This is a genomic window from Streptomyces sp. NPDC007901 (genome assembly GCF_042959465.1).
Classification (GTDB): Bacteria; Actinomycetota; Actinomycetes; order Streptomycetales; family Streptomycetaceae; genus Streptomyces.
Genome location: NZ_JBIBKW010000019.1, coordinates 1 through 24071, shown reverse-complemented (window position 1 = coordinate 24071; position 24071 = coordinate 1). Strand labels below are relative to the sequence as shown.

The following is a 24071-nucleotide window of genomic DNA, read 5'->3' as shown; positions in this document are numbered from 1 at the left end:
TGGGCCGGATAGGGTGAAGGTGGTGTGCCGGGAAGTCTGGTCGGCCGGGAGTCAGGGTGGCTCCCGTCGGACCCCAGGGGGACGGCATGCGCGGCGTGGGTACGGTTCTCGCTCTCGTGGTACTGGCCACGGTGGTGGCGACCTTCGCCCGGAGGTGGCGGATACCGGCCCCCTCCCTCCTGGTGGTCGCGGGCCTGGCCGTGGCCCTGCTGCCGGGCACCCCGCAGATCCGGATCAGCCCCGAGGTCATCGGCCTCGTCGTCCTCCCGCCGCTGCTCTACGCCAGCGCCGAGGAACTCTCCTGGCGCGAGCTGCGCGCGGTCTGGAAGCCGGTCGGGGTGCTGGCCGTCGGCCTGGTGCTGGCCTCGGCGGCGGCCGTCGGCGCGGTGGCCTCCCTGGTGACCCCGCTGTCCTGGCGGATGGCGCTGGTCCTGGGCGCGATCCTGGCCAGCACCGACCCGGTCGCCGTGACCGCGCTCGGCCGCCGGCTGGCGCTGCCGCCGAAGGTGCAGATGCTGGTGCAGGCGGAGAGTCTCTTCAACGACGCGACCTCCCTGGTGCTCTACCGGGTCGCGGTGAGCGTGGCGGTGGCCTCGGCGGCGGCGAACTGGGGAGCCGCGGGGGGCGAGTTCCTGCTGCTCGCCGGGGGCGGCACGCTGATCGGCGGGCTCGTCGCCGCCGTCGTCGCGGTCATCAGGCGGCGCACCGAGGACCCGGTCCTGGAGACGGTGATATCGCTGGTGACGCCGTATGCGGCCTACGTCCTCGCGGAGGCGGCCCACACCTCGGGCGTCACCTCGGTGGTCGTGGCGGGCGTGGTTCTGGGCGGCCGCGGCGACCGGCTCACCGACGCCCGGATCAGGCTCCAGCTGCACGCCGTGTACGGAACGGTGGTGTTCCTGCTGGAGAGCGTGGTCTTCAGCCTGATAGGGCTCGCGCTGCCCGCCCAGGTGCGGGCGCTGTCCGACGGCGACCGGGCGTGGCCGCTGTACGCCCTCGCCGTGGCCAGCACGCTGATCGCGGTACGGCTGCTGTGGCTGGCGCCGCTGTCGGCGGTGGTGCAGCGCAAGGGCGGCGTCCAACGGCCGAACTGGCGGGTGCCGGTGGTGCTGACCTGGGCCGGCACCCGGGGCGTGGTGCCGCTGGCGGCGGCGCTGTCGATCCCGGTGGCGGCGAAGGACGGCTCCGTGCTCACCGAACGCCCGCTCGTCCTGGTCCTCACCACCTCGGTCGTGGTCGTCACCCTGGTCGTCCAGGGCTTCACCCTGGCCTCCGTCGTGCGCCGTTCCGGCATCGCCCTGGAGCCCGACCACACCGAGCGCGAGGAGGCCGCCGCCCGCTGCCGGCTGGCCGACGCGGGCATCCGGCGTCTGGAGGAGCTGTCCGAACTGGAGGCGGTACCGGACGTGGTCCTCGACCGGCTCCGGCGCGGTCTCCACGCCCGCCTCGACGACGCCCGCGACCGGCTGGCCGACCGCAGGGCCGAGCCGACCGAGTCGGCCGACCTGGTCTACCGGCAGCTGCGCCGCGACCTGATCGCGGTGGAGGCGGCGGAGCTGCGGCGGCTGTACGACGAACACACGATCAGCGACACGACACGACGGCGGCTGCAGCGGTCGCTGGACCTGGAGGAGGCACGGCTGGCGGACGCCTGACGGAGGCGACCCGTTCGTGCGGGAACGGCGGGGCGCGCGGCCGTGCGAGGGTCGGGACATGACCGTCGTAGGGGATAACGCTCGGTGTCCGGTTTCCCTCGCCCGCTCGCCGTCCCCCGTACAGCCGAACGCCTCGTCACGTCCTCCGGGCCGCCCTTTCCCGATGCTCGGCCACCGCCTGCCAGGCTGTTCTTAACGCAAGCTTGACGCCCAGCCCGCGCCTATCCGTGGGCCCACGCGTCACTCTCTGCTTACGCTGGTGCCGCCGTCCGCGTGATGGCCGGAATCGAACTGCGCCGCACCCAGACCGCGCCGGACACCAGGAGCCCACCCCATGGCCACGACCGAACATCCCCCTCCCAGCCGCCTGCGCGCCTGGATGCTGGAGGGGCTGTCCGACATGGGCAAGGGCGGCGGTCACACCGGGCCCGACGCACAGCCCGAGGCCGCGCACAAGGGCCAGCGCTGGTGGCGGGTGATGTGCCTGACCGGTGTGGACTACTTCTCGACCCTCGGCTACCAGCCGGGCATCGCCGCCCTCGCGGCCGGTCTGCTGTCGCCGATCGCGACGATCGTGCTCGTGATCGTCACCCTGGCCGGCGCCCTGCCGGTCTACCGCCGCGTCGCCGAGGAGAGCCCGCACGGCGAGGGCTCCATCGCGATGCTGGAGCGGCTGCTCTCCTTCTGGCAGGGCAAGCTCTTCGTGCTGACCCTGCTCGGCTTCGCCGCCACCGACTTCCTGATCACCATCACGCTGTCCGCTGCGGACGCCTCCACCCACCTCATCGAGAACCCGCACCTGACGAGCACGCTGCACGGCCAGCAGATGATCATCACCCTGCTGCTGGTGGCCTTGCTCGGCGCGGTCTTCCTCAAGGGCTTCCTGGAGGCCATCGGCGTCGCCGTCGCCCTGGTGGCCGCCTACCTGGCGCTCAACACCATCGTGGTCATCGTCGGCATGTGGCACGTCCTCACCGCCGGGCACGTGGTCACCGACTGGACCAGCGCCCTCACCACCGAGCACGGCAACATCTTCGCCATGATCGGCGTCTCCCTGCTGGTCTTCCCCAAGCTCGCCCTCGGCCTGTCCGGCTTCGAGACCGGTGTCGCCGTGATGCCGCACGTCCAAGGCGACCCGGACGACACCGAGGAGAACCCCAGGGGCCGCATCCGCGACACCAAAAAGCTGCTCACCACCGCCGCGCTGATCATGAGCGTCTTCCTGATCGCCACCAGCTTCATCACGACCGTGCTCATCCCGGAGAACGAGTTCAAACCCGGCGGCCAGGCCAACGGGCGCGCGCTCGCCTACCTCGCGCACGAGTACCTGGGCAACGCCTTCGGCACGGTCTACGACCTCTCGACCATCGCCATCCTGTGGTTCGCCGGCGCCTCCGCGATGGCCGGCCTGCTCAACCTCATGCCCCGCTACCTGCCCCGCTACGGAATGGCTCCGCACTGGGCCCGCGCCGTGCGCCCGATGGTCATCGTCTTCACCCTGATCGCCTTCCTGGTCACCTGGCTCTTCGACGCCAACGTCGACGCACAGGGCGGCGCCTACGCCACCGGCGTGCTAGTCCTGATGTCCTCCGCCGCGATCGCGGTGACCATCGCCGCCCGCAGGGCCGCGCAACGCGGGTGGACCATCGGCTTCGCGGTCGTCTCGGCGGTCCTGCTCTACGTGACCGTCGCGAACGTCGTCGAGCGCCCGGACGGTGTGAAGATCGGTGCCTGCTTCATCGTCGGCATCATCCTGGTCTCCCTCCTCTCCCGGCTGGCCCGCGCCTTCGAACTGCGCGTGACGAGCGTGACGCTCGATGACATGGCGGAACGATTCGTCCGCGACATGGCCAGCCGCAAGATCCGGTTCATCGCCAACGAGCCGGACGCCCGCGACAAGGCCGAGTACCGCGACAAGATCGACCAGATCCGCGCCGACAACGACATGCCCGAGCAGGAGGACTTCGTCTTCGTCGAGGTCACGCTCACCGACCCCTCCGAGTTCGAGGCGGGCCTGACCGTCCGCGGCGAGGTCCTGCACAACCGCTACCGCGTCCTCACCCTGGAGTCGGCCTCCATCCCCAACGCCCTGGCCGCACTGCTGCTGCACGTCCGGGACGAGACCCGCTGCATCCCGCACATCTACTTCGAGTGGACCGAGGGCAACCCGTTCGCCAACTTCCTGCGCTTCTTCCTCTTCGGCCAGGGCGAGGTCGCCCCGGTCACCCGCGAGGTGCTGCGCGAGGCGGAGCCGGACCGCCCCCGGCGGCCACGCGTCCACACCGGCTGAGCGCTGGCGGGCCCGTCCTCGTCGTAAGAATCCCGTCAATAACCGGTGGGTCCGCATAAGAACCGTGTCAGCGGCCGGTCCTGCGCGCCCACCGGCCCCTACCGTCGGCCTCATGGAGGACATAAGACGCAGGGGCCGGGCGGCGGGCGACCGCACCTGGCGGGACAGCGCACGTCTGGCCGTCGGCTGTGCCCTCGGCTTCGGCGGGCTGACGCTCCTGGTGGACTGGGACGCCGGCACCCTCACCCCGGCCCGCGCCCTGCTCTGGGTCGCCCTGTCGGCCGCGATTCTCAGCATGCTGCTGCCGGCCCGCGTCACGGCGGGCCCCGGCTGGCTGGCCGTCCGCAGCCCGCTGCGCCGCCGTACCGTCCGCACCGACTCGCTCGTCTACGTCGGCCAGTACGGGGACGTCGCGGCGCATCTGGTCCTGCGCGACACCCACGGCAGCCGCCTGGAACTCGACCTGGGCGTACTGCACGCCAATCCCCTGCTCTGGCACGAGCTGGACACCGGCGTCCGCCGCTCCGTGGAGCGCGGCACCCTGCGCCGGGGCGCCGACGTGCTGGCGCGGCTCGGCCACGAGATCGACGACACGAACGCGCGCGCGGTCCTCGACGCGTCCGGACTCACCTGACCGCCGCCCCACGTCCTGCTCCCCCGCCACCTGGCCCTATCGTGAGCGCATGCCCTCCTACACGATCGGCCAGGCGGCACGGCTGCTCGGCGTCAGCCCGGACACCGCCCGCCGCTGGGCCGACGCGGGCCGGATGGCCACCCACCGTGACGAGGGCGGCCGGCGGCTCATCGACGGCACGGACCTCGCCGCGTTCTCCGTCGAACTGGCCAAGGCGGGCTCGGGCGAGGAGGACGCCTCCTACACCTCGGTCCGCAACGCCTTCCCGGGCATCGTCACCGCGATCAAGCTCGGCGACGTCGCCGCCCAGGTCGAGATCCAGGCCGGCCCGCACCGCCTGGTCTCCCTGCTGACCCGGGAGGCCGTGGAGGAACTGGGCCTGGAGGTCGGCATGGAGGCCACCGCCCGGGTGAAGTCCACGAACGTGCACATCGACCGGGTCTGACCGTTTCGCGCCAGGTCCGACCGGGGTGACTCAGCGGCACAGCAGCGCCGCCCACAGGTCCAGCCGGTCGCTCAGCCGGGACAGGTCGCACCCGGTGAAGTGCGCCACCCGCTGCATCCGGTAGTGCACGGTGTTGACGTGCAGATGCAGCGCGTCGGCGGTCCGCGCCCAGGAGCCGTCGCAGGCCAGGAAGGTCTCCAGGGTGCTCAACAGCGCCGCGGTGGCGGCCCGTTCGCCGGTGAGGAGCGGGCCGAGGACGGTACGGCGGTAGGCCTCGCGGACATCGGCCGGCACCCCGGTGAGCAGCGCCTCCAGGCTGGTGAGCGCGGCCGCGTCGGTGAGGGCGGAGGCGTCCGGGGCGGTGGTGCGGGCGGAGGCGAGCGCGTAACGCGCCTGCGCCGGCGGCCGGTCAGGCCGGCGGTCCCGGCCGCCGCGGTACCGGTACCGCCGTGCAGCGGGACGCCGGGCTCACCGCCGGCGACCAGCGCCCAGACGTCACCGAGGCCGCCCGCCGGCAGCGCGGCGAAGGCCGTTCCGTCGGGCGGCCGGCCCACCGCCGCCGTCGCCGCCGCATGCCCGGCGACCTCCGTCAGCGCCCCCTCGGCGAGCCCCGGCCGGCGCGCCCCGGTGTCGGCGACGATCACCCGGTAGGGCCCCTCGCCCGGCAGCCCGCACTCCCGCACCGCGGCCTCGACCGCCGCCTCCCCGGCCCGGCCAGCAGCGCGCCCAGTTCGTCGGCCGCCTGGTGCTCGGCCGCCCGGAGCCGGACCACCGTCTCCTGAGAGCGCCCCAGCGCGGCGGCCACCTCGTGCAGCATCCCGGCCGGCGCTCCGTCGGGGTCGGGCAGGTACAGCAGCCGGCGCTCGTACGGCGAGACGCTGTCGGCGGCCACGGACACGGTCATCCCGCGCCCGTCCGCGACCAGCGCCGCCGCCTCCCGCGAAGGCAGGCCCGCCGCGGCCGGCGTGGCCGCCACGGTCCGCCCCGACGCCGTGAACACATACGCGGCGATCCGGTCCAGATGCGCGAAGGCCGCCGCGAGGACCTCCGCCGGGCTCGCCTCCTGGGCCAGCAGCCGGCTCAGCCGTACCCGCGCGTTCTCCGGCAGCGCCTGCCGCCGGCTCAGCTCGCCCCACTGGCGCAGATACACGGTGTCCGTGATCGCCCGGAACATGATGTGCGCGGAGCTGCCGCTGACGCGCGACCGGGTGCGGCGGGCACTGGATGCCAGCCGCCGTAGGCCCCGTCCACCCGAATCGCCGTGATGCCGCTGATGTGCCGGGCCCCGCAGCGGTCCTGCGGCAGGACCAGTTGCGGGGCCGCCCGGTCCAGCGAGGTGTCGTCGATGCTGACGCCCAGCAGAACCGGGGCATGGGCGAAATCGGGGTCGATCTCGGCCCAGGAGAGCAGGGCGTGGTGCCCGTCGGCGCCGGTGACCGCGATGAGGAAGCGCAGCCGGTCCTTGCGCCGGACGGGGTCGAAGCCGGGGCCGGCGTCGGTGAGGACGTCGTACAGCCGCGGTCCGGTGAAGCCGTGGTGCTGGGTGCCGCTGGTGGCGCACTCGAAGCTGACCCGCACCCGGTGCTGGGGCCGGCGCAGGAGGTCGGGCACGGTGAGCCGGGCCGGCCGGGCCAGATCTCCGGTGAGCGCGAGTTCCCCGAGCGTCATGTGCGGCCACCTCCGGGATGACGGTACCCACCGCGCCTCACCGTACAAACGCACATGCCAGGCCCACGTCATAAGTATGCAGCTCATGCGATGTGACAGAAGACTTACGCCTGGCAAATGCGGCAGTATCATCGCCTGGCGGCTGATACACAGGTCGCAGCAGGGCGCGACAGCTTTTCCCCATGGATTCAGAGGAGTTCACTCGTGACGACCCGTTCCGTCCGCCGGACCCGGCGGACGCTCCAGCTGGCCGGTGCCTCGGTCGCGGCCCTGCTGGCCCTGAGCGCCTGCTCGTCCTCCGGCGACGACTCGTCCGCGACGACGAAGTCGGACACCTCGTCGTCCGCGTCGCCCAAGCTGTCGGGCTCGATCACCGTGTTCGCCGCGGCCTCCCTCAAGGAGAGCTTCACCACGCTGAAGGCCGACTTCGAGAAGGCCCACCCCGGCACCACGGTCAACTTCAGCTTCGGCGGCAGTGACACCCTCGCCGCGCAGATCACCAGCGGTGCGCCGGCCGACGTCTTCGCCTCCGCGAGCCCCAAGACCATGGCGATCGTGACGGACAAGAAGGACAACGCCACCACCCCGGCCACCTTCGTCCGCAACCAGCTGGAGATCGCCACCCTGCCGGGCAACCCCGACAAGATCTCCTCCCTGAAGGACCTCACCAACTCCTCGTTGAAGGTCGTGCTGTGCGACAAGGCGGTGCCGTGCGGCGCCGCCGCCCAGAAGGCCCTGGACGCCAGCAAGCTCAAGCTGACCCCGGTCTCCTACGAGGAGGACGTGAAGTCCGCCCTCAACAAGGTGGTCCTCAAGGAGGCCGACGCGGCCGTCGTCTACAAGACCGACGTGAAGGCCGCGGGCAGCAAGGTCGCGGGCGTGGAGTTCCCCGAGTCCGCGAACGCCATCAACGACTACCCGATCACCCTCCTCAAGGACGCCCCGAACCCGGCCGTGGCCAAGGCGTTCGTCGCCCTCGTCCAGTCCGCCGAGGGCCGGCAGGTCCTGACCGACGCCGGCTTCCTCAAGCCGTGACGAAGTACGACGCGCCCGGCGCCGCGGCCGACACCCTCACGGGCGGCCCGCGGCGCCGGCGCGTCCGCACGTCCGTGCCGCTGCCGCTCCTCCTCCCCGGAGCGGCAGCTCTGGCGTTCCTGCTGCTGCCGCTGGTCGCCCTGCTGGTACGGGCCCCCTGGAGCAGCCTCCCGTCCCTGCTGACCAGCACGGAAGTCTGGCAGGCCCTCCAGCTTTCCCTGTTCAGCGCGACGGCGGCGACGGCCGTGAGCCTGGTGCTGGGCGTCCCCCTGGCCTGGCTGCTGGCCCGCACGGAGTTCCCCGGCCGGGGCTTCGTCCGCGCCCTGGTCACCCTCCCCCTGGTCCTCCCCCCGGTGGTCGGCGGCGTGGCCCTGCTGCTCGCCCTGGGCCGCAACGGGGTGGTCGGCCAGTGGCTGGACGCCTGGTTCGGCATCACCCTCCCCTTCACCACGGCCGGTGTGGTGGTCGCCGAGTCCTTCGTGGCCATGCCCTTCCTGGTGATCAGCGTCGAGGGCACCCTCCGGGCCGCCGACCCCCGCTACGAGGAGGCGGCCACCACCCTGGGCGCCTCCCGCTTCACGGCGTTCCGCCGGGTCACGCTCCCCCTCATCGCCCCCGGCATCGCGGCCGGCGCGGTCCTCGCCTGGGCCCGCGCCCTCGGCGAGTTCGGCGCCACCATCACCTTCGCCGGCAACTTCCCCGGCCGCACCCAGACCATGCCCCTCGCCGTCTACCTCGCCCTCCAGAACGACCCCGAGGCGGCCATCGCCCTCAGCCTGGTCCTGCTAACCGTGTCGATCGCGGTCCTCGCGGGGCTGCGGGACCGGTGGATGACGGCATCATGAGCACGATCCGCCGGACGACGGCACCCTCGACGACCTCCCGCTGGACATCCCCCCGATGACACCCCCCGAGCCCGAAGCTCCCGACGGCGCACGTCCTTCCCGCGCACTACCCGCGGCCGCCGACGGCGCGCAGCCCCCACAGGGGCCACCACCCGCCCCTGATACCCCCACGTGCGGTGCGGGTGGGAACCCCAACCCCACGCACCCGCACCCGCACCCGCACCCGAATCACACCGGCCTGCACGCCCACCTCGTCGTCACCCGCCCCGCCTTCCGCCTCGACATCACCCTCACCGCCGCCCCCGGCGAGGTCGTCGCCCTCCTCGGCCCCAACGGCGCCGGCAAGACCACCGCCCTGCGCGCCCTGGCCGGCCTCACCGACCTCACCGCCGGCCATCTCCACCTCGACGGCACGGACCTGGACCGCACACCCCCCGAATCCCGCCCGGTGGGCGTCGTCTTCCAGGACTACCTCCTCTTCCCCCACCTCACGGCCCTCGACAACGTCGCCTTCGGCCCCCGCTGCCACGGCGCGACAAAGGCCGAGTCCCGCGCCCAGGCGGCCATATGGCTGGACCGCATGGGCCTCACCGAGCACGTCGGCGTCAAACCCCGCCGCCTCTCCGGCGGCCAGGCCCAGCGCGTAGCCCTGGCCCGCGCCCTGGCCACCCGCCCTCGCCTCCTCCTCCTGGACGAGCCCCTCGCGGCCCTCGACGCCCGCACCCGCCTGGACGTACGGTCCCAACTCCGCCGTCATCTGGCCGAGTTCGAGGCCGTGGCCGTCCTGGTCACGCACGACCCGCTGGACGCCATGGTGCTGGCCGACCGGCTGGTCGTCATCGAGGAGGGCCGGGTCGTCCAGGAGGGCACCCCCGCCGACATCGCCCGCCACCCGCGCACCGACTACATCGCCCACCTGGTCGGCCTGAACCTCTACCGGGGCCGGGCCGAGGGCCACACGGTCAAGCTGGACCCGGGCCCCGCGATCACCACCACCGAAGACCTCACCGGTGAGGTCTTCGTCGCGTTCCCGCCGAGCGCCGTCACCCTCTTCCGGGACCGCCCGACCGGCGCCAGCGCCCGCAACCTCTGGCGCTGCGAGGTCGCGGGCCTGGAGACCCACGGCGACCAGATCCGCGCCGACCTGACCGGCGAGCTCCCCCTCGCCGCCGACCTCACCACGGTCGCCGCCGCCGACCTGGACCTGCATCCGGGCGCCCCGGTCTGGGCGACGGTGAAGGCGACCCAGACGCACGCGTACCCGGCGTAGACGCACGGGAGGCCCCGCCGAAGCGGGGCCTCCTCGGTTCGTCCGTACTGCGACTCAGTCCTCGTACGCGTCCAGCGGCGGGCAGGAGCAGACCAGGTTCCGGTCACCGAAGGCCTGGTCGATCCGGCGCACCGGCGGCCAGTACTTGTCGGCGGCGGACACCCCGCCCGGGAAGACGGCCTCCTCACGGGTGTACGCGTGCTTCCACTCCCCGCCCAGCGCGGCCGCGGTGTGCGGCGCGCCCCGCAGCGGGTTGTCGTCGGCGTCCCACTGCCCGGCCCCGACCTTGTCGATCTCCGCGCGGATGGCGATCATCGCCTCGCAGAACCGGTCCAGCTCGCCGAGGTCCTCGGACTCGGTCGGCTCGATCATCAGCGTGCCGGCCACGGGGAAGGACATCGTCGGCGCGTGGAAGCCGTAGTCGATGAGCCGCTTGGCGACGTCGTCGACGCTCACCCCGGTCGCCTTGGTCAGCGGCCGCAGATCGATGATGCACTCGTGCGCGACCAGCCCGCCGGGCCCGGTGTAGAGCACGGGGAAGTGCGGCTCCAGCCGCTTGGCGACGTAGTTGGCGCTGAGCACGGCCACCTGCGTGGCCCGCTTCAGCCCCTCGCCGCCCATGAGCCGGACGTAGGCCCAGGAGATCGGCAGGATCCCCGCGGAGCCCCACGGCGCGGCCGAGATGGGCCCGACGCCCGTCTCCGGCCCGGCGGCGGGCTGCAGCGGGTGGTTCGGCAGGTACGGCGCCAGGTGCGCGCGCACCGCGACCGGACCGACGCCCGGCCCACCGCCGCCGTGCGGGATGCAGAAGGTCTTGTGCAGGTTGAGGTGCGAGACGTCTCCGCCGAAGTGCCCCGGCTTGGCCAGTCCGACCAGCGCGTTGAGGTTGGCGCCGTCGACGTACACCTGGCCGCCGGCCTCGTGCACCTGAGCGCAGATGTCCGCGACGTGCTCCTCGAACACCCCGTGGGTGGACGGGTACGTGATCATCAGCACCGCCAGCTCGTCCCGGTGCTGCTCGATCTTCGCCCGCAGGTCCTCGACGTCGATCTCGCCGTCCTCGGCGGTCTTCACGACGACGACCTTCATGCCCGCCATCACCGCACTGGCGGCGTTGGTGCCATGGGCGGACGACGGAATCAGACACACGGTCCGCTGCGCGTCGCCGTTGGCGCGGTGGTACGCGCGTACGGCGAGCAGCCCGGCCAGCTCGCCCTGTGACCCGGCGTTGGGCTGCAGCGAGACCTTGTCGTACCCGGTGACCTCGGCGAGCCGGTCCTCCAGCTCACGGATGAGGGTCAGATAGCCCTCGGCCTGCTCGGCGGGCGCGAAGGGGTGCAGCTGACCGAACTCGGGCCAGGTGACCGGCTCCATCTCGGTGGTCGCGTTGAGCTTCATGGTGCAGGATCCGAGCGGGATCATGCCCCGGTCCAGGGCGTAGTCCCGGTCGGCGAGCCGGCGCAGGTAGCGCAGCATCGCGGTCTCGGAGCGGTGCTGCTGGAAGACGGGATGGGTGAGGTAGTCGTCGCTGCGCAGCAGCGCCTCCGGCAGGGTGTCCTCGGCGACCGCGTCCAGCGCCTCGACGTCGCCCTCGACTCCGAAGGCCGTCCACACGGCACCCAGCTGGGCGCGGGTGGTGGTCTCGTCGCAGGCCATGGAGACGTGGTCGGCGTCGACGAGCCGCAGGTTGACACCGCCCGCGCGGGCGGCGGCGACGGTCTCGGCGGCCTTGCCGGGCACACGCGCGGTGAGGGTGTCGAAGTAGGCGCCGTGCACGATCTCGACCCCGCCGGCCTTCAGTCCCGCGGCGAGGATCGTGGCGTACCGGTGGGTCCGCTGCGCGATCGCCCGCAGCCCCTCGGGCCCGTGGTAGACGGCGTACATGCCGGCCATCACGGCGAGCAGGACCTGCGCGGTGCAGATGTTGCTGGTGGCCTTTTCCCGGCGGATGTGCTGCTCACGGGTCTGCAGCGCCAGCCGGTACGCCTTGTTCCCGTCCGCGTCCACGGACACGCCCACGAGCCGCCCGGGCAGGCTGCGGGCGAACTTCTCGCGGACCGCCATGTACCCGGCGTGCGGCCCGCCGAAGCCCATCGGCACACCGAACCGCTGGGTGGTGCCGACGGCGATGTCGGCGCCCAGCTCGCCCGGCGAGGTCAGCAGGGTCAGCGCGAGCAGGTCGGCGGCGACGGTGACCAGGGCGCCCAGCCCGTGCGCCTGCTCGACGAGCGCCTTGATGTCGCGTACGGCCCCGGAGGCGCCCGGGTACTGGACGAGCACACCGTTGATCTCCCGCGCGGCGAGGTCCGCCGGAATGCCGTCGGTGAGGTCGGCGACCACGACCTCCACACCGGTCGGCTCCGCGCGCGTCTGGATCACGGCGATGGTCTGCGGGAGGGCGTCCGCGTCGATGACGAAGACGCCCTTCTTGTTCTTGCCCATGCGCAGCGACAGGGCCATGGCCTCGGCGGCGGCCGTGCCCTCGTCGAGCAGCGAGGCGCCGGAGGTGGGCAGCCCGGTGAGGTCGGCGACCACGGTCTGGAAGTTCAGCAGCGCTTCCAGGCGGCCCTGGGAGATCTCCGGCTGGTACGGCGTGTAGGCCGTGTACCAGGCGGGGTTCTCCATCACGTTGCGCAGGATGACGGGCGGCGTGAAGGTGCCGTGGTACCCCAGTCCGATCATGGAGCCGAGCACCTGATTGTGATCGGCCAGCGAACGCAGCTCGGCCAGTACCTCGGCCTCGGTGCGGGCGCCCGGCAGCTCCAGGCGGTCGGCGTTCTTGATCACGTCCGGCACGGCGGCGGCCGTCAGCTCGTCCAGCGAGCCGTACCCGACCTGCGCGAGCATCTTGGCCCGCGCCTCCTGGTCGGGCCCGATATGACGCTGCTCGAACGGAATCCCCTGTTCGAGTTCGGAGAGCGAAGGGCGGTGGACGGTCATTGCGGAGGCCTCCTGGTCTGAAGCGACCTTCGAGGGGTACCCCGGCGCGGGTACCCCGACGGCCTCCCCCTCTGTCATCTCAACCTGAGAGCTTCACCGGGCGCCCTGCGGACTCCCGGCTTTCACCGTCGGTGAGAGCGAACGTGTCGACATCCGCCCTGCTTTCCAGAGTGACCTCGTCCGTGCGGTACGTGAGCCTGAGAGATTCCGGGGAGGAGTTGCTCCTTCGGCGCCCCCGGAATGTCCGGAGGACTCTCCCGCACGGGGTCAGCAGCCACTTGTCAGCCTACCAGCGAGGGCAACACCGGGGCCTTCGAGTGGCCGCCTCCTTGAATGTGCTCTTTTGTAGTGCTTACGGATGAGTTGCGACCAAGTGGAGGGCCCGTGCAGACCGACATCGATCCGCGCAACCTGATCGGCCGCAAGGCGTTCGACCGCAACGGCACGAAGATCGGCACGATCGACGAGGTGTACCTCGACGACGCGACGGGTGTGCCGGAGTGGGCGGCCATACGCACCGGCCTGTTCTCCCGGGACGCCTTCGTGCCCCTGGAGCCCAGCGAACTGGTCGAGGGCACCCTCCAGGTCCCCTTCGACCGCGCCCTGATCAAAGACGCCCCCGACTTCGGAGTCGGCCGCCATCTCTCCCCCGAACAGGAACTCCAGCTCTACCACCACTACGGCCTCGACACGACCACCCCACCCCCACCCCACCCCGACCACCACTTCGGCAAACTGGCAGGCACGGAGGACGCGGACGCGTAGGAGCAGACCCGGCTGCGGGCATGCGCGCCTCCCCCAGTGCCTGAAGGGCCTGGGAGGTGCCCCCAGGGCGGCACGGGTGGGCATGGGGGGCACCCTGCCAGCGCCGGTAAGCGAAACACCCGCCCCAGCCCCCCACCCGGGTCACGCACCAACCCCGTCCACCGCAACCCCCCGTCTCCCCCCTCCCGCCACCAACGGCAACGCCTCCGCAGGCTCCAGCGCAGGATCGTCGACCCGAAACGTCCGCACCCTCCCCGGCCCCACCGACGTCGGCGTCTCGAACCGCACCGTCACCCGCCCCAGGCCGCTCCCCTGCACCCATCCGTGCCCGTACTCGGCATGCCGCACATCGTGCCCCGCGGGCCACCGCCGCTCGGCCGCCGCCTCGTGCTCGGCGACCGGCTCCGCGACGTCCTCCTCCATCACCGGCTCCCCCGCCTCCCCGGCCGCCGCCTGCGCGAACAGATCCTCCTGCGTGTAGTCGGCCAGCCCCGACACCCCCACCCCCAGCAACCGCACACCCCCCGTCGTGTCCACCGAGTCCAGCAGCCGGGCGGCCGCTTCCCGCACCACCGCCGGATCATCGGTGGGCCCCCGGAGCGTCTCGGACCGGGTCAGCGTCGAGAAGTCGTACCGCCGCACCTTCAGCACGATCGTCCGTCCGGACAGCCCGGCCCCCCGCAGCCGCCGCACGCACCGGTCGGCCAGCCGCTGCACCTCAAGACCCACCCGCACCCGGTCATGGATGTCGACGTCGTACGTGTCCTCGACCGACACCGACTTGGTCTCCCGCTCCGCGACCACCGGCCGCTCGTCGTGCGCGAGCGCCATCGCGTACAGCGCGTGCCCGTGGGCCTTGCCCAGCAGCCGTACCAGCTCGTCCTCCCCCGCCTCGGCGAGTTCCTCGACCGTGGTGATCCCGGCCCGCCGCAGATGGTCCCCCGTCGCCGGCCCCACCCCCGGCAGGGTCCGCACCGGCATCGGCCCCAGCATGGCCCGCTCGGTGCCGGGCTCGATCAGCACCAGACCGTCCGGCTTGGCCTGCTCGGAGGCGATCTTCGCCAGCATCTTGGAGGCGGCTAGGCCGACCGACCCGGAGAGCCCTGTGACGGCCCGTATGTCCGCGCGCAGCCTCTCCCCCGCCAGGCGTGCCGACGCCGCGTCCGAGGCCGCCTCACCGGCCTCCAGGTCCACGAACGCCTCGTCCAGGCTCAAGGGCTCCACCAGCGGCGACAGCTCGCGCAGCAGTCCCATCACCTGCTCGCTGATCGACCGGTAGAGGGCGAAGCGGGGCACCAGATACGCGGCGTTCGGCGTCAGCCGCCGCGCCTGGGCCATGGGCATCGCGGAGTGCACCCCGAACACCCGGGCCTCGTACGACGCGGTGGCCACCACACCGCGTGGTCCGAGCCCGCCCACGACCACGGCCTTCCCGCGCAGGCTCGGCTTGGACGCCTGCTCCACCGAGGCGAAGAAGGCATCCATGTCGAGATGCAGGATCGTGGGCGCGTTTCTCACATCTCCGATGCTGCACCACGCCACTGACAATGCCCCGGCACGGACCCGTGCCGGGGCATCACAAGGGGCTCGGAGGGCCCAAGGGCCTTCGGGCCAGGCTTTCAGACCGCCCGGTTGCGCCGCCGGGCCAGCTCGTCCGCGGGGTTGTGCCCGACGAGCGTCTCGCCGGTGTCGACGCGCTCGCCGTGCAGCTGGGAGAGAGCGCTCTCCACGTCCCGCCACACCACGCCGACCGCGATCCCGAAGATGCCCTGACCGCCCTGGAGCAGCGCGTGCACCTCGTCCGGGGAGGTGCACTCGTAGACCGTGGCACCGTCGCTCATGAGGGTCATGCGCTCCAGGTCCCGGAAACCGCGTTCCCTCAGGTGCTGGACCGCGGTGCGGATGTTCTGGAGCGACACCCCGGTGTCCAGGAACCGCTTGACGATCTTCAGGACGACGACGTCCCGGAAGCTGTACAGACGCTGCGTACCCGACCCGTAGGCCGGCCGCACGCTGGGCTCGACCAGGCCGGTGCGGGCCCAGTAGTCGAGTTGCCGGTAGGTGATGCCGGCCGCCGCACAGGCCGTGGGCCCGCGGTAGCCGATCTCCTCGGTCGCCATGGACGCCGCCCCTCCGCCGCTCGGCACTGCCGTCGGCCGCTGCGGAGCTTGACCGGCGGTGTTGCTGTGAAGCGGGTACGGACCAATCTCCCCGAGACCGTGCCCCGGGGCACCCCCAGCCGTACCGTCGCCGCTGCTTCTCACGCCGACCTCCGTCCTTGACCTGCCTTCTCGACGGTAGGCAGTCACCAGGGGTGCGTCAACGATCGCCACACTCGGCACGCCGAGTGATAATCACCCTAGGAGTGGTTTCCCGTGCCCCACCGCGGGGAAAGGCTAGCCGAATGCTCTGGCGGGAAGCCGTAGGACGCTCTCAATGGCCGCTGGCAATTGCCCATGAATCGCGGCTTTGACCGGTCACGAACCGGCCCGTCACCGACCTTCCGGTAGGTAACGGGCCGCTCCCGGTGCCTCACTGACTGCTGGTGCCGAAGTCCTCGGGCGAGATCTGGTCGAGGAACTCGCGGAACTTCTCCACCTCGTCCTCCTGCTCGTCCGGGATCGCGATGCCCGCGTCGTCCAGCACCGTGTCACTGCCGTAGATCGGCGTTCCGGTGCGCAGCGCCAGCGCTATCGCGTCGGACGGACGGGCGCTCACCTCGACGCCGCTGGCGAACACCAGCTCCGCGTAGAAGACGCCCTCACGCAGGTCCGTGATGCGTACTTCGGTGAGTTCCTGACCGACGGCCTCCAGCACGTCCTTGAACAGGTCGTGGGTCAGCGGTCGCGCGGGGGCCATGCCCTGCTGGGCGAAGGCGATCGCCGTCGCCTCCCCCGGCCCGATCCAGATGGGGAGGTAACGGTCGCCTCCCACTTCGCGCAGGAGCACGATCGGTTGGTTGGAGGGCATTTCCACCCGGACACCTACGACATCGAGCTCGTTCACACAGCAACCCTAGGCCGTGCCCGGGACGTTTGGGTAGTCGGGCCCGGAACGCGCGCCCGATCCGGCCTCAGCCCGGGTCCTGTCGTGGTACTCACGGCAGCCGCACCCCGAGTGCGGTCTGCACCAGTGCGGCGTGCAGCTTCACCGTGAGCGCCGCCAGCTCCTTCGTGCGGGCCTCGGCATGGGCCCTGGTCTGCGGGTTGCGGTGGCGTTTGAGCGGCGCCACCACCTGGTCCACCAGCCCGGCCTCGCGGTCGGCGGCGGCCTTCATCACCCGCAGATGGCGCGGTTCGATCCCGAACCGGCCCAGCTCCGCGACGAGCACGGCCACGGTGACCGTCTCGGCGTCGTACACGCCGTCCTCCAGGGGAGCGATCAGCCCGTACGACTCCCACTCCTCCAGACAGCTCTCGGAGATCTCCGCGGCAGCGAGCAGCTCGTCCCGCCCGATCCGCGCCACCGTCGGCACCTCGGGAACCATCGGCACGGCCTCGCCGTCCCGCTGCCGCCCCACGACGGGCAGCGGGGCGGCCTCACCGCGCTCCATGGCGTCCAGGTGCTCCCGGATGACCTTGAGCGGCAGATAGTGGTCCCGCTGCATCCGCAGGACGTGTCCGAGGCGTTCCACGTCCTTGGCGCTGAACTTCCGGTACCCGGAAGGGGTCCGGCGCGGCTCGATCAGCCCCTCCGACTCCAGGAAGCGGATCTTGGAGATGGTGACTTCGGGGAACTCGTCGCGCAGCACGTTCAGCACCGTGCCGATACTCATCAGCCCGGTTTCCGTGGCGGCGGTGCCGTGACCGGTACCGCCGCTCGGCGTGTGCAGCATGGGCCTTCTTCCCTGGGATCCCCCGGACGAGGTCCGGAGGGTCAGATGCCCTGCCGGCTCGCGTAGAAGACCAGCCGGTACTTACCGATCTGGACCTCGTCGCCGTTCGACAGAGCGACCTGGTCGATGCGCTCCCGGTTGACGTACGTGCCGTTGAGGCTGCCCACGTCGGCCACCGTGAACGAGCCGTCCGGCTGGCGGCGGAACTCCACGTGGCGACGAGAGACCGTCACGTCGTCCAGGAAGATGTCGCTCTGCGGGTGGCGGCCGGCCGTGGTCAGGTCGCTGTCCAGCAGGAAGCGGCTGCCCGAGTTGGGACCGCGGCGCACGACCAGCAGCGCAGAGCCCAGCGGCAGCGCGTCGACCGCGGCCTGCGCCTCGGGCGAGAGCGACGGCATCTGGGTCTGCCCGGTGACCTCGGCGTCGTAGGCCTCCAGGCCGGAAATCGAGATCGTGGACGTCGTCTCCGACGCCCGCTCGGGGACGGCACCCGCGCGCAGCGGGGCACCGCAGTTGGAACAGAAGCGGGCGTTCTCCGCGTTGCGGTTACCGCACCTCGTACAAACCAGGGCCGACATGGACGGATCCTCCTGCCGCGGCTGCCCCGCCGGGGCGTTGGACGCGTACGGGTCGGAGGCAAACCCTCCACCCGCACCTGAGGTTGACGGTTGCCCGAAACCTATGCCGCCGGACTGGGACGGGTCAACTGACGGCGCGCCCTGACCTCCCGAAATGTCACCCCCCGGACCAGCCACCTGGTCCCGGAACAGCGGGCGCTGGCCCTCCGCGTCGGGCTGTGCCCGATGGCGAGCGGTCGCGTTGTCGCTACCCTCTCGCGCGCTCTTGCCGAACAACTTCGCAAACAACTTCACGGGCGATTCCCCTTGACCGAAACAGACCCGCCCGTGGGGCAGGACGAACCCTGACTGAATAAACCGGCCGACCCGGACAACCACACAACGTCCGTATCCACCAGACAGTTTCCACCACGCACCGGCTCCCCGGTGCGCCGACCCCCCGCATCCTCATGCCCCCGCCCGATGTCCCCCATGCACCGCCGGTTCACTGTGAGGACGACCGAGCGTAGTCAGGCTGCTTCGCCGGTCGCAAGGCATCCACGACGATCTTGGCCGACCGCTCGACGCTCACAGTCGCCTGTTCCTTCTCGAGGGTCTGCACCACGCCTCCGGGGATGTTGAGAGCCGGTTCGAGATCCTGCGGCTTGCCGATCACCTTGAAAACGAACGGTTGGGTGATCTTGTTCCCGTCGACGCTCACACTCTTCCCGGAGTCGGTGAGGTAGGTGCCGGCGATCACTCGCACCCCGTTGACCTGGATCGCCTCCGCGCCGGCCGCGCGCAGTTCCTGGATCGCGTCGAGCAGCATGTCCGCCTGCACCGTGCCCTTCGGGTCGTCGACCGTCATCGTGATGCCAGGACCCTGCGCCGCGACGGTGCCCGCCAGAATGCCGAGTTGCCTCTCCTTCTCGGCCGTCTGCTTCCGTGCCTCCGCCGCCTGGTCGGAGCTGCTCTGCAACTCCTGGCGCTGCTTCTCGAGTCCTGTCTTCTCGTCCTCAAGACGCTGAGTACGGGAATCCAGTTCATCGAGAATGCGGACAAGATCCTCCTGACGGGCCCCGCGCAGCGCGCTGTCGCTGTCACTGTTCGACGCCACCTGCACGGCGAGCCCGAATCCGAGCCCGAACAGCAGCACGGCGACGATCAGTTGCGCGCGGCTGACCCGCGGCGGCCACAGCCCCTGGACCAGCCGGCGCCGGCCGGTGAGCCCGGCGTCCGGCTTCGCCTCGGCGGCGGCATCGGGGTTCGGCGCCGCGGGTGCCACCTCGGCGGGAAGTTCTCTGCGCAGCCCGTTCTCCGGCCGCTCGTCGTGCTCGCTCATGCCGCTCACGCCCGGAAGACGTGTCGCCGGATCGCCGCGGCGTTGGAGAAGATACGGATACCGAGGACCACGACGACCCCCGTGGACAGCTGCGAGCCCACACCCAACTTGTCGCCCAGGAAGACGATCAGCGCGGCCACCACCACGTTCGACAGGAACGACACCACGAATACCTTGTCGTCGAAGATCCCGTCGAGCATGGCCCGCAACCCGCCGAAGACGGCGTCGAGCGCCGCGACGACGGCGATCGGCAGATACGGCTCGACGACCGCCGGAACCTCAGGACGGACCAACAGTCCGGCCACGACGCCCACGACGAGGCCAAGTACGGCGATCACGATGTGCCCTTCTCAGTCTTCTCCGTGTACGGCTCTGCCGTACGTACGATCACACTCGGTGCGGCGGGCAGCCGGACGTCGCTCTCCGTGGAGATCGTCGCCCTGATGTCGAAGTTCTGCTCCAGAGCGTGCAGGTAGAGCCCGTCCGGGCTGTCCTGGAACCTGGAGCCGAGCCTCTCCCCGTCCCCCACCGCCAGCACCGTGTACGGCGGTACCAGCGGTCTGTTGTCGACCAGTATCGCGTCTCCCGCGGCCCTGATCGCGGACAGGGCCGTCAGCCGCTGCCCGTTGATGGAGATCGCCTCGGCGCCCGAGGCCCACAGCCCGTTCACGACGCGCTGCATGTCGTGGTCACGGACCCTTCCCGTGTCGGAGAAACCGGAGGTCTCGCGAGGGTTGGTGCCGCCACCGCCGGAGGACGCCTCCTTGGCGTCGTTCACGACCAGCTTCACCCCGGGGCCGTGCACCGCGGTGGCGCCGGACAGGATGCCCATCAGATCCGCCTGGCCGCTGCCGCCGCTCTCCTTCAGTGCCGCGCGCTGGCGGGCGCTGACGTCGTCACGCAGCTTGTCGACGCTGGTCTCCAGCTTGTCGGCGCTCGCCGTCTCGCGGTCGATGCGGTCGATGAGCTCCTGGCGCTCCTTGGCCACGACGGGTGCCGTGACCCGCGCCTGCGCCGCTCCCACGGTCACCACGAGCGCCGCCAGCACCAGACCGCCGGCGAGGCCCAGCCTGGCCCGGAGGGTCTTCGGCATGCCGCTGTCCTCGCCCCGCGCCCGCTTGCGCGCGGCCGCCTCGGCGTACCCGTCGTCCAGGCTGTGGTCCATGACGTTGGTGATCAACGACATGGAGGCGTCCGGGCGCGACGGCCGGGAGGCGCTGCTCCGAACGGGGGGTTGCTGCGGCATGCCGCACATCGTCGCACGTTGCGACCGGTACCTCCGAATGGCCCCACCGGCGTGCCGGACCGGCCCCCTGGGGGACACTTGTCCGGCACGCACGCGTGCAGCGGTTTTACCGTCCGGCGCTGTCCACGATCGCCGACCATTCGTCCAACAGCGCCTGCGCGGAGGCGTCGTCGGGCCCTTCCGCCCACAGATGGGTGACCGCCTCCGCCGGGTCGGGCAGCACCATCACCCAGCGCCCATCGGTCTCCACGACCCTCACTCCGTCGGTCGTGTCGACGAAGCGCTCACCGGCCGCCTCGACGACACGCCTCATGACCAGGCCCTTGACAGCCCAGGGAGTCGCCAGGTCCTTCTTGAGGACATGCGCCCGCGGGATCCTCGCGTCGATCTGGCTGAGCGTGAGCTGCGTCCGCGCCACCAGACCGATGAGCCGTACGAAGGCCGCCGTACCGTCGTACACACTGCTGAACTCGGGGACGATGAAACCGCCCTTTCCGTCACCGCCGAAGATGCTGCCCTCCTCACGCCCGACGCGGGTGAGGTCGTCGGGCGAGGTGGTCGTCCACTCCACCTGGGTGCCGTGGTACGCGGCCACCTGCTCGGCGATCCGGGTCGTGGTGACCGGAAGCGCCACACGGCCGCTGCGCCGCTCGGCGGCGACCAGGTCGAGCATCACCAGCAGCGCCCGGTCGTCCTCGATGATGCGGCCCTTCTCGTCGACGAGCGAGAGCCGCTCGCCGACCGGGTCGAACCGCACGCCGAAGGCGGCCCGGGAGGACGCCACGATCTCGCCGAGGCGCACCAGACCGGATCGCCGCTGATCGGCCGTCTCCGTGGGCCTCGCCTCGTTCAGACCGGGGTTGACGGTCAGCGAGTCCACCCCGAGCTTGCCCAGCAGGCTGGGCAGGACGAGCCCGGCACTGCCGTTGGAGGCGTCCACGACGACCTTGAGGCCCGAATCGGCGATCCCGGTCGTGTCGACGTTCCGCAGCAGCGACCCGGTGTAGGAGTCGAAGACGCTGGCCGGGAAGTACAGGTCGCCGATCTCGCCGGGGAACGCGCGCCGGTACTCCTGCCGCGCGAAGATCCGGTCCAGCTTGCGCTGGCTGGCCTGCGAGAGGTCCGCGCCCTGCCCGTCGAAGAACATGATGTCGACGGAGTCCGGCACCCCCGGCGAGGTCCGGATCATGATGCCGCCGGCGCTGCCCCGAGCGGTCTGCTGCCGGGCCACGGGCAACGGCACGTTCTCCAGGTCGCGTACGTCGATCGCGCTGGCCTGGAGCGCGGAGATGACCGCCCGCTTGAGCGCACGGGCACCACGGGAGTGGTCACGGGCCGTCGTGACGGTCGAGCCCTTCTTCAGCGTGGTCGCGTACGCACCGGCCAGCCGCACCGCCAGCTCCGGCGTGATCTCGACGTTCAGGATCCCGGACACACCCCGGGCACCGAACAGATGCGCCTGCCCGCGGGACTCCCAGATCACCGACGTGTTGACGAACGCGCCGGCCTCGATGGTCTTGAAGGGATAGACCCGGACATTGCCCTGAACGATCGATTCTTCACCGATCAGGCACTCGTCACCGATGACGGCGCCGTCCTCGATCCGGGCGGCCCGCATGATGTCGGTGTTCTTCCCGACGACACAGCCCCGCAGGTTGCTGTGCTGCCCGACGTACACGTTGTCGTGGACGACGGCCCGGTGCAGGAAGGCGCCGCTCTTCACGACGACATTGGACCCGACGACGGTGTGCTCGCGGATTTCCGCGCCGGCCTCGACCTTCGCGTAGTCGCCGATGTACAACGGCCCGCGCAGCACGGCGTCCGCATGCACCTCGGCGCCCTCGGCCACCCACACGCCCGGGGATATCTCGAAGCCGTCGATGTCGACGTCGACCTTGCCCTCCAGGACATCGGCCTGTGCCTTCACATACGACTCGTGGGTACCGACGTCCTCCCAGTAGCCTTCGGCGACATAGCCGTAGACCGGCTTGCCTTCCTTCATCAATTGCGGGAAGACGTCGCCGGACCAGTCGACCGGAACATCGGCCTCGACATAGTCGAACACCTCGGGCTCCATGACATAGATGCCCGTGTTCACCGTGTCGGAGAAGACCTGCCCCCAGGTCGGCTTCTCGAGGAACCGCTCGACCTTCCCCTCTTCGTCGACGATGGTGATGCCGAATTCCAGGGGATTGGGCACACGCGTCAGGCAGACCGTGACGAGCGCGCCCTTCGCCTTGTGGAAGTTGATCAGTTCGGTGAGGTCGAAGTCGGTCAGCGCATCGCCGGAGATGACGAGGAAAGCATCGTCCTTCAACGCCTCTTCGGCGTTCTTGACGCTTCCGGCAGTACCGAGTGGCTTCTCCTCGTTGGCATAGGTGAGCTCCATGCCGAGCTCCTCGCCGTCCCCGAAGTAGTTCTTGACCAGTGATGCCAGGAACTGAACGGTGACAACGGTCTCGGTGAGCCCATGCCTTTTGAGCAGCCGTAGCACGTGCTCCATGATCGGGCGGTTCACCACCGGAAGGAGCGGCTTGGGCATGCTTGAGGTCATGGGGCGAAGGCGTGTGCCTTCACCACCGGCCATCACGACGGCCTTCATGTCGGAAGCGTCCTCCTCTAAGAGACGACGGTCTAGCCGACTTCACCCGTCCAGATTGTCCCGCACTTTTCCGCCGCGGGCCATCGAGAGCAATCGAGGGCCACTACGTCCGGACAATCGCCGAGCTCAATCGGCTGTGGCGTCCGCGCGAACCAGGCGACGGACCTGCACCACGTAGAGCACTCCTGCCCACCAATACAGCGTTGTACCCCATCCGGCGAACGCCCATCCGAAAATAGCAGCGAGTGACGAGATCCAGCCGCTTCCGTCACTCAGCAGCAGGAGCGGGAACGCGTACATCAGATTGAACGTGGCGGCCTTGCCAAGGAAGTTCACCTGCGGCGGCGGATAGCCGTGCCGGCGGAGGATCCCCACCATCACCAACAGCATCAGTTCGCGCAGCAGGAGCGCTGCCGTCAACCAGAGCGGCAGAATCTCCCGCCAGGTGAGTCCGACCAGCGTCGACAGCACATAGAGCCGGTCCGCGGCGGGGTCGAGGATCCGGCCCAGGCTGCTGATCTGGTTCCAGCGCCGGGCGAGCTTGCCGTCCAGGTAGTCACTGACGCCGCTGAAGAGGAGCACCAGCAGGGCCCAGCCGTCGCTCTTCGGCCCGCCGAACTCGGGCCTGAGGATCAACCACAGGAAGACGGGTACGCCGACCAGGCGCGCCATGCTGAGGATGTTCGGGATGGTGAGGACCCGGTCCGTCTGGACACGCGTCTCCTGGACCTCCACCCGGGGGCCTCCTGTGGTGGGAAACGAGCCAACTTTGCTCCCTGACCCTACCTCAACGCAAAAAAGCTCTGGCTCTTGGGCTTGTTGCCCAAGAGCCAGAGCTCTAAAAGGAGTTCGGCGGTGTCCTACTCTCCCACAGGGTCCCCCCTGCAGTACCATCGGCGCTGTAAGGCTTAGCTTCCGGGTTCGGAATGTAACCGGGCGTTT

At 70.8% G+C, this 24071-nt stretch carries 21 protein-coding genes, 1 rRNA gene, 1 pseudogene and 1 riboswitch; of the genes and pseudogenes, 8 read left to right on the top strand and 15 right to left on the bottom strand.

Going from position 1 to position 24071, the window contains the following annotated elements; translation table 11 throughout:
• Nucleotides 1-86: 86 nt before the first annotated feature.
• The 4 genes from ACFZDK_RS41795 (at nt 87) to ACFZDK_RS41780 (ending at nt 5024) form a co-directional block, all read left to right on the top strand.
• The gene (locus ACFZDK_RS41795) at nt 87-1655 is read left to right on the top strand and encodes a Na+/H+ antiporter (RefSeq protein ID WP_390980745.1); all 1569 of its coding nucleotides are present in this window, start codon (nt 87-89) and stop codon (nt 1653-1655) included.
• A 334-nt stretch (nt 1656-1989) separates the two neighbouring features.
• Complete coding sequence (locus tag ACFZDK_RS41790) at nt 1990-3945, top strand: amino acid transporter (RefSeq protein WP_390980743.1); 1956 nt, start codon at nt 1990-1992, stop codon at nt 3943-3945.
• A gap of 112 nt (nt 3946-4057) precedes the next feature.
• Nucleotides 4058-4579: a hypothetical protein gene (locus ACFZDK_RS41785; RefSeq protein ID WP_390980741.1), complete on the top strand. Its 522-nt coding sequence runs from the start codon at nt 4058-4060 to the stop codon at nt 4577-4579.
• A gap of 49 nt (nt 4580-4628) precedes the next feature.
• A complete protein-coding gene (locus ACFZDK_RS41780) occupies nt 4629-5024 on the top strand; it encodes a helix-turn-helix transcriptional regulator (RefSeq protein WP_355714591.1) in 396 nt (131 codons plus the stop codon).
• A gap of 30 nt (nt 5025-5054) precedes the next feature.
• On the opposite strand, the gene ACFZDK_RS41775 is transcribed toward ACFZDK_RS41780, so the two are convergent.
• From ACFZDK_RS41775 to ACFZDK_RS41765, 3 genes and pseudogenes are all read right to left on the bottom strand, one after another.
• Nucleotides 5055-5318, bottom strand: a complete 264-nt coding sequence (locus ACFZDK_RS41775) for a helix-turn-helix domain-containing protein (RefSeq protein WP_390980738.1) — start codon at nt 5316-5318, stop codon at nt 5055-5057.
• Nucleotides 5319-5664: 346 nt separating this feature from the next.
• A complete protein-coding gene (locus ACFZDK_RS41770) occupies nt 5665-6198 on the bottom strand; it encodes a hypothetical protein (RefSeq protein ID WP_390980736.1) in 534 nt (177 codons plus the stop codon).
• Between the two features lie 53 nt (nt 6199-6251).
• Nucleotides 6252-6692: pseudogene (locus ACFZDK_RS41765) on the bottom strand (molybdopterin-dependent oxidoreductase); the annotation flags it as partial.
• 204 nt (nt 6693-6896) lie between these two features.
• On the opposite strand from ACFZDK_RS41765, the gene modA reads away from it, so the two are divergent.
• Genes modA through ACFZDK_RS41750 form a run of 3 tightly spaced genes read left to right on the top strand, consistent with a single transcriptional unit; the run spans nt 6897 to nt 9842 of the window.
• Nucleotides 6897-7727: a molybdate ABC transporter substrate-binding protein gene (gene modA / locus ACFZDK_RS41760; protein WP_390980734.1), complete on the top strand. Its 831-nt coding sequence runs from the start codon at nt 6897-6899 to the stop codon at nt 7725-7727.
• A complete protein-coding gene (locus ACFZDK_RS41755; protein ID WP_390980732.1) occupies nt 7724-8572 on the top strand; it encodes an ABC transporter permease in 849 nt (282 codons plus the stop codon). Before modA ends, ACFZDK_RS41755 begins: the two co-directional genes overlap by 4 nt.
• A 55-nt stretch (nt 8573-8627) precedes the next feature.
• Nucleotides 8628-9842: an ATP-binding cassette domain-containing protein gene (locus ACFZDK_RS41750; protein ID WP_390980730.1), complete on the top strand. Its 1215-nt coding sequence runs from the start codon at nt 8628-8630 to the stop codon at nt 9840-9842.
• 54 nt (nt 9843-9896) lie between these two features.
• On the opposite strand, the gene gcvP is transcribed toward ACFZDK_RS41750, so the two are convergent.
• Nucleotides 9897-12782, bottom strand: coding sequence for an aminomethyl-transferring glycine dehydrogenase (gene gcvP / locus ACFZDK_RS41745; RefSeq protein ID WP_390980728.1), 2886 nt, complete (start codon nt 12780-12782; stop codon nt 9897-9899).
• Between the two features lie 175 nt (nt 12783-12957).
• Nucleotides 12958-13052, bottom strand: a riboswitch (glycine riboswitch).
• A gap of 114 nt (nt 13053-13166) precedes the next feature.
• Here gcvP and ACFZDK_RS41740 point away from each other — a divergent pair.
• Entirely contained in the window at nt 13167-13547 is a 381-nt protein-coding gene (locus ACFZDK_RS41740; RefSeq protein ID WP_390980726.1) for a PRC-barrel domain-containing protein, read from the top strand.
• A 141-nt stretch (nt 13548-13688) separates the two neighbouring features.
• On the opposite strand, the gene ACFZDK_RS41735 is transcribed toward ACFZDK_RS41740, so the two are convergent.
• From ACFZDK_RS41735 to rrf, 11 genes are all read right to left on the bottom strand, one after another.
• Nucleotides 13689-15065, bottom strand: a complete 1377-nt coding sequence (locus ACFZDK_RS41735) for a DNA polymerase IV (protein WP_390980724.1) — start codon at nt 15063-15065, stop codon at nt 13689-13691.
• Between the two features lie 101 nt (nt 15066-15166).
• Entirely contained in the window at nt 15167-15811 is a 645-nt protein-coding gene (locus tag ACFZDK_RS41730) for a MerR family transcriptional regulator (protein ID WP_390980722.1), read from the bottom strand.
• A 268-nt stretch (nt 15812-16079) separates the two neighbouring features.
• The gene (locus ACFZDK_RS41725; RefSeq protein ID WP_026253112.1) at nt 16080-16553 is read right to left on the bottom strand and encodes a bifunctional nuclease family protein; all 474 of its coding nucleotides are present in this window, start codon (nt 16551-16553) and stop codon (nt 16080-16082) included.
• Between the two features lie 91 nt (nt 16554-16644).
• On the bottom strand, nt 16645-17382 hold the full coding sequence (locus ACFZDK_RS41720; protein ID WP_390980719.1) for a MerR family transcriptional regulator: 738 nt from the start codon (nt 17380-17382) through the stop codon (nt 16645-16647).
• A 41-nt stretch (nt 17383-17423) separates the two neighbouring features.
• On the bottom strand, nt 17424-18254 hold the full coding sequence (locus ACFZDK_RS41715) for an FHA domain-containing protein (protein ID WP_390980717.1): 831 nt from the start codon (nt 18252-18254) through the stop codon (nt 17424-17426).
• A gap of 190 nt (nt 18255-18444) precedes the next feature.
• Nucleotides 18445-19281, bottom strand: a complete 837-nt coding sequence (locus tag ACFZDK_RS41710; protein WP_390980715.1) for a DUF881 domain-containing protein — start codon at nt 19279-19281, stop codon at nt 18445-18447.
• 5 nt (nt 19282-19286) lie between these two features.
• Nucleotides 19287-19619 carry a small basic family protein gene (locus ACFZDK_RS41705; protein WP_046727248.1) on the bottom strand — a complete coding sequence of 111 codons (333 nt, stop codon included), beginning with the start codon at nt 19617-19619 and terminating at the stop codon, nt 19287-19289.
• Nucleotides 19616-20527 (bottom strand): DUF881 domain-containing protein, encoded by a 912-nt coding sequence (locus ACFZDK_RS41700; RefSeq protein ID WP_390980713.1) that lies wholly within the window; start codon nt 20525-20527, stop codon nt 19616-19618. Before ACFZDK_RS41700 ends, ACFZDK_RS41705 begins: the two co-directional genes overlap by 4 nt.
• 106 nt (nt 20528-20633) lie before the next feature.
• Nucleotides 20634-23129 carry a sugar phosphate nucleotidyltransferase gene (locus ACFZDK_RS41695; protein ID WP_390980711.1) on the bottom strand — a complete coding sequence of 832 codons (2496 nt, stop codon included), beginning with the start codon at nt 23127-23129 and terminating at the stop codon, nt 20634-20636.
• Nucleotides 23130-23255: 126 nt separating this feature from the next.
• The gene (locus ACFZDK_RS41690) at nt 23256-23864 is read right to left on the bottom strand and encodes a CDP-alcohol phosphatidyltransferase family protein (RefSeq protein WP_390980709.1); all 609 of its coding nucleotides are present in this window, start codon (nt 23862-23864) and stop codon (nt 23256-23258) included.
• A 112-nt stretch (nt 23865-23976) separates the two neighbouring features.
• Nucleotides 23977-24071 (bottom strand): 5S ribosomal RNA (rrf, locus tag ACFZDK_RS41685); the annotation flags it as partial.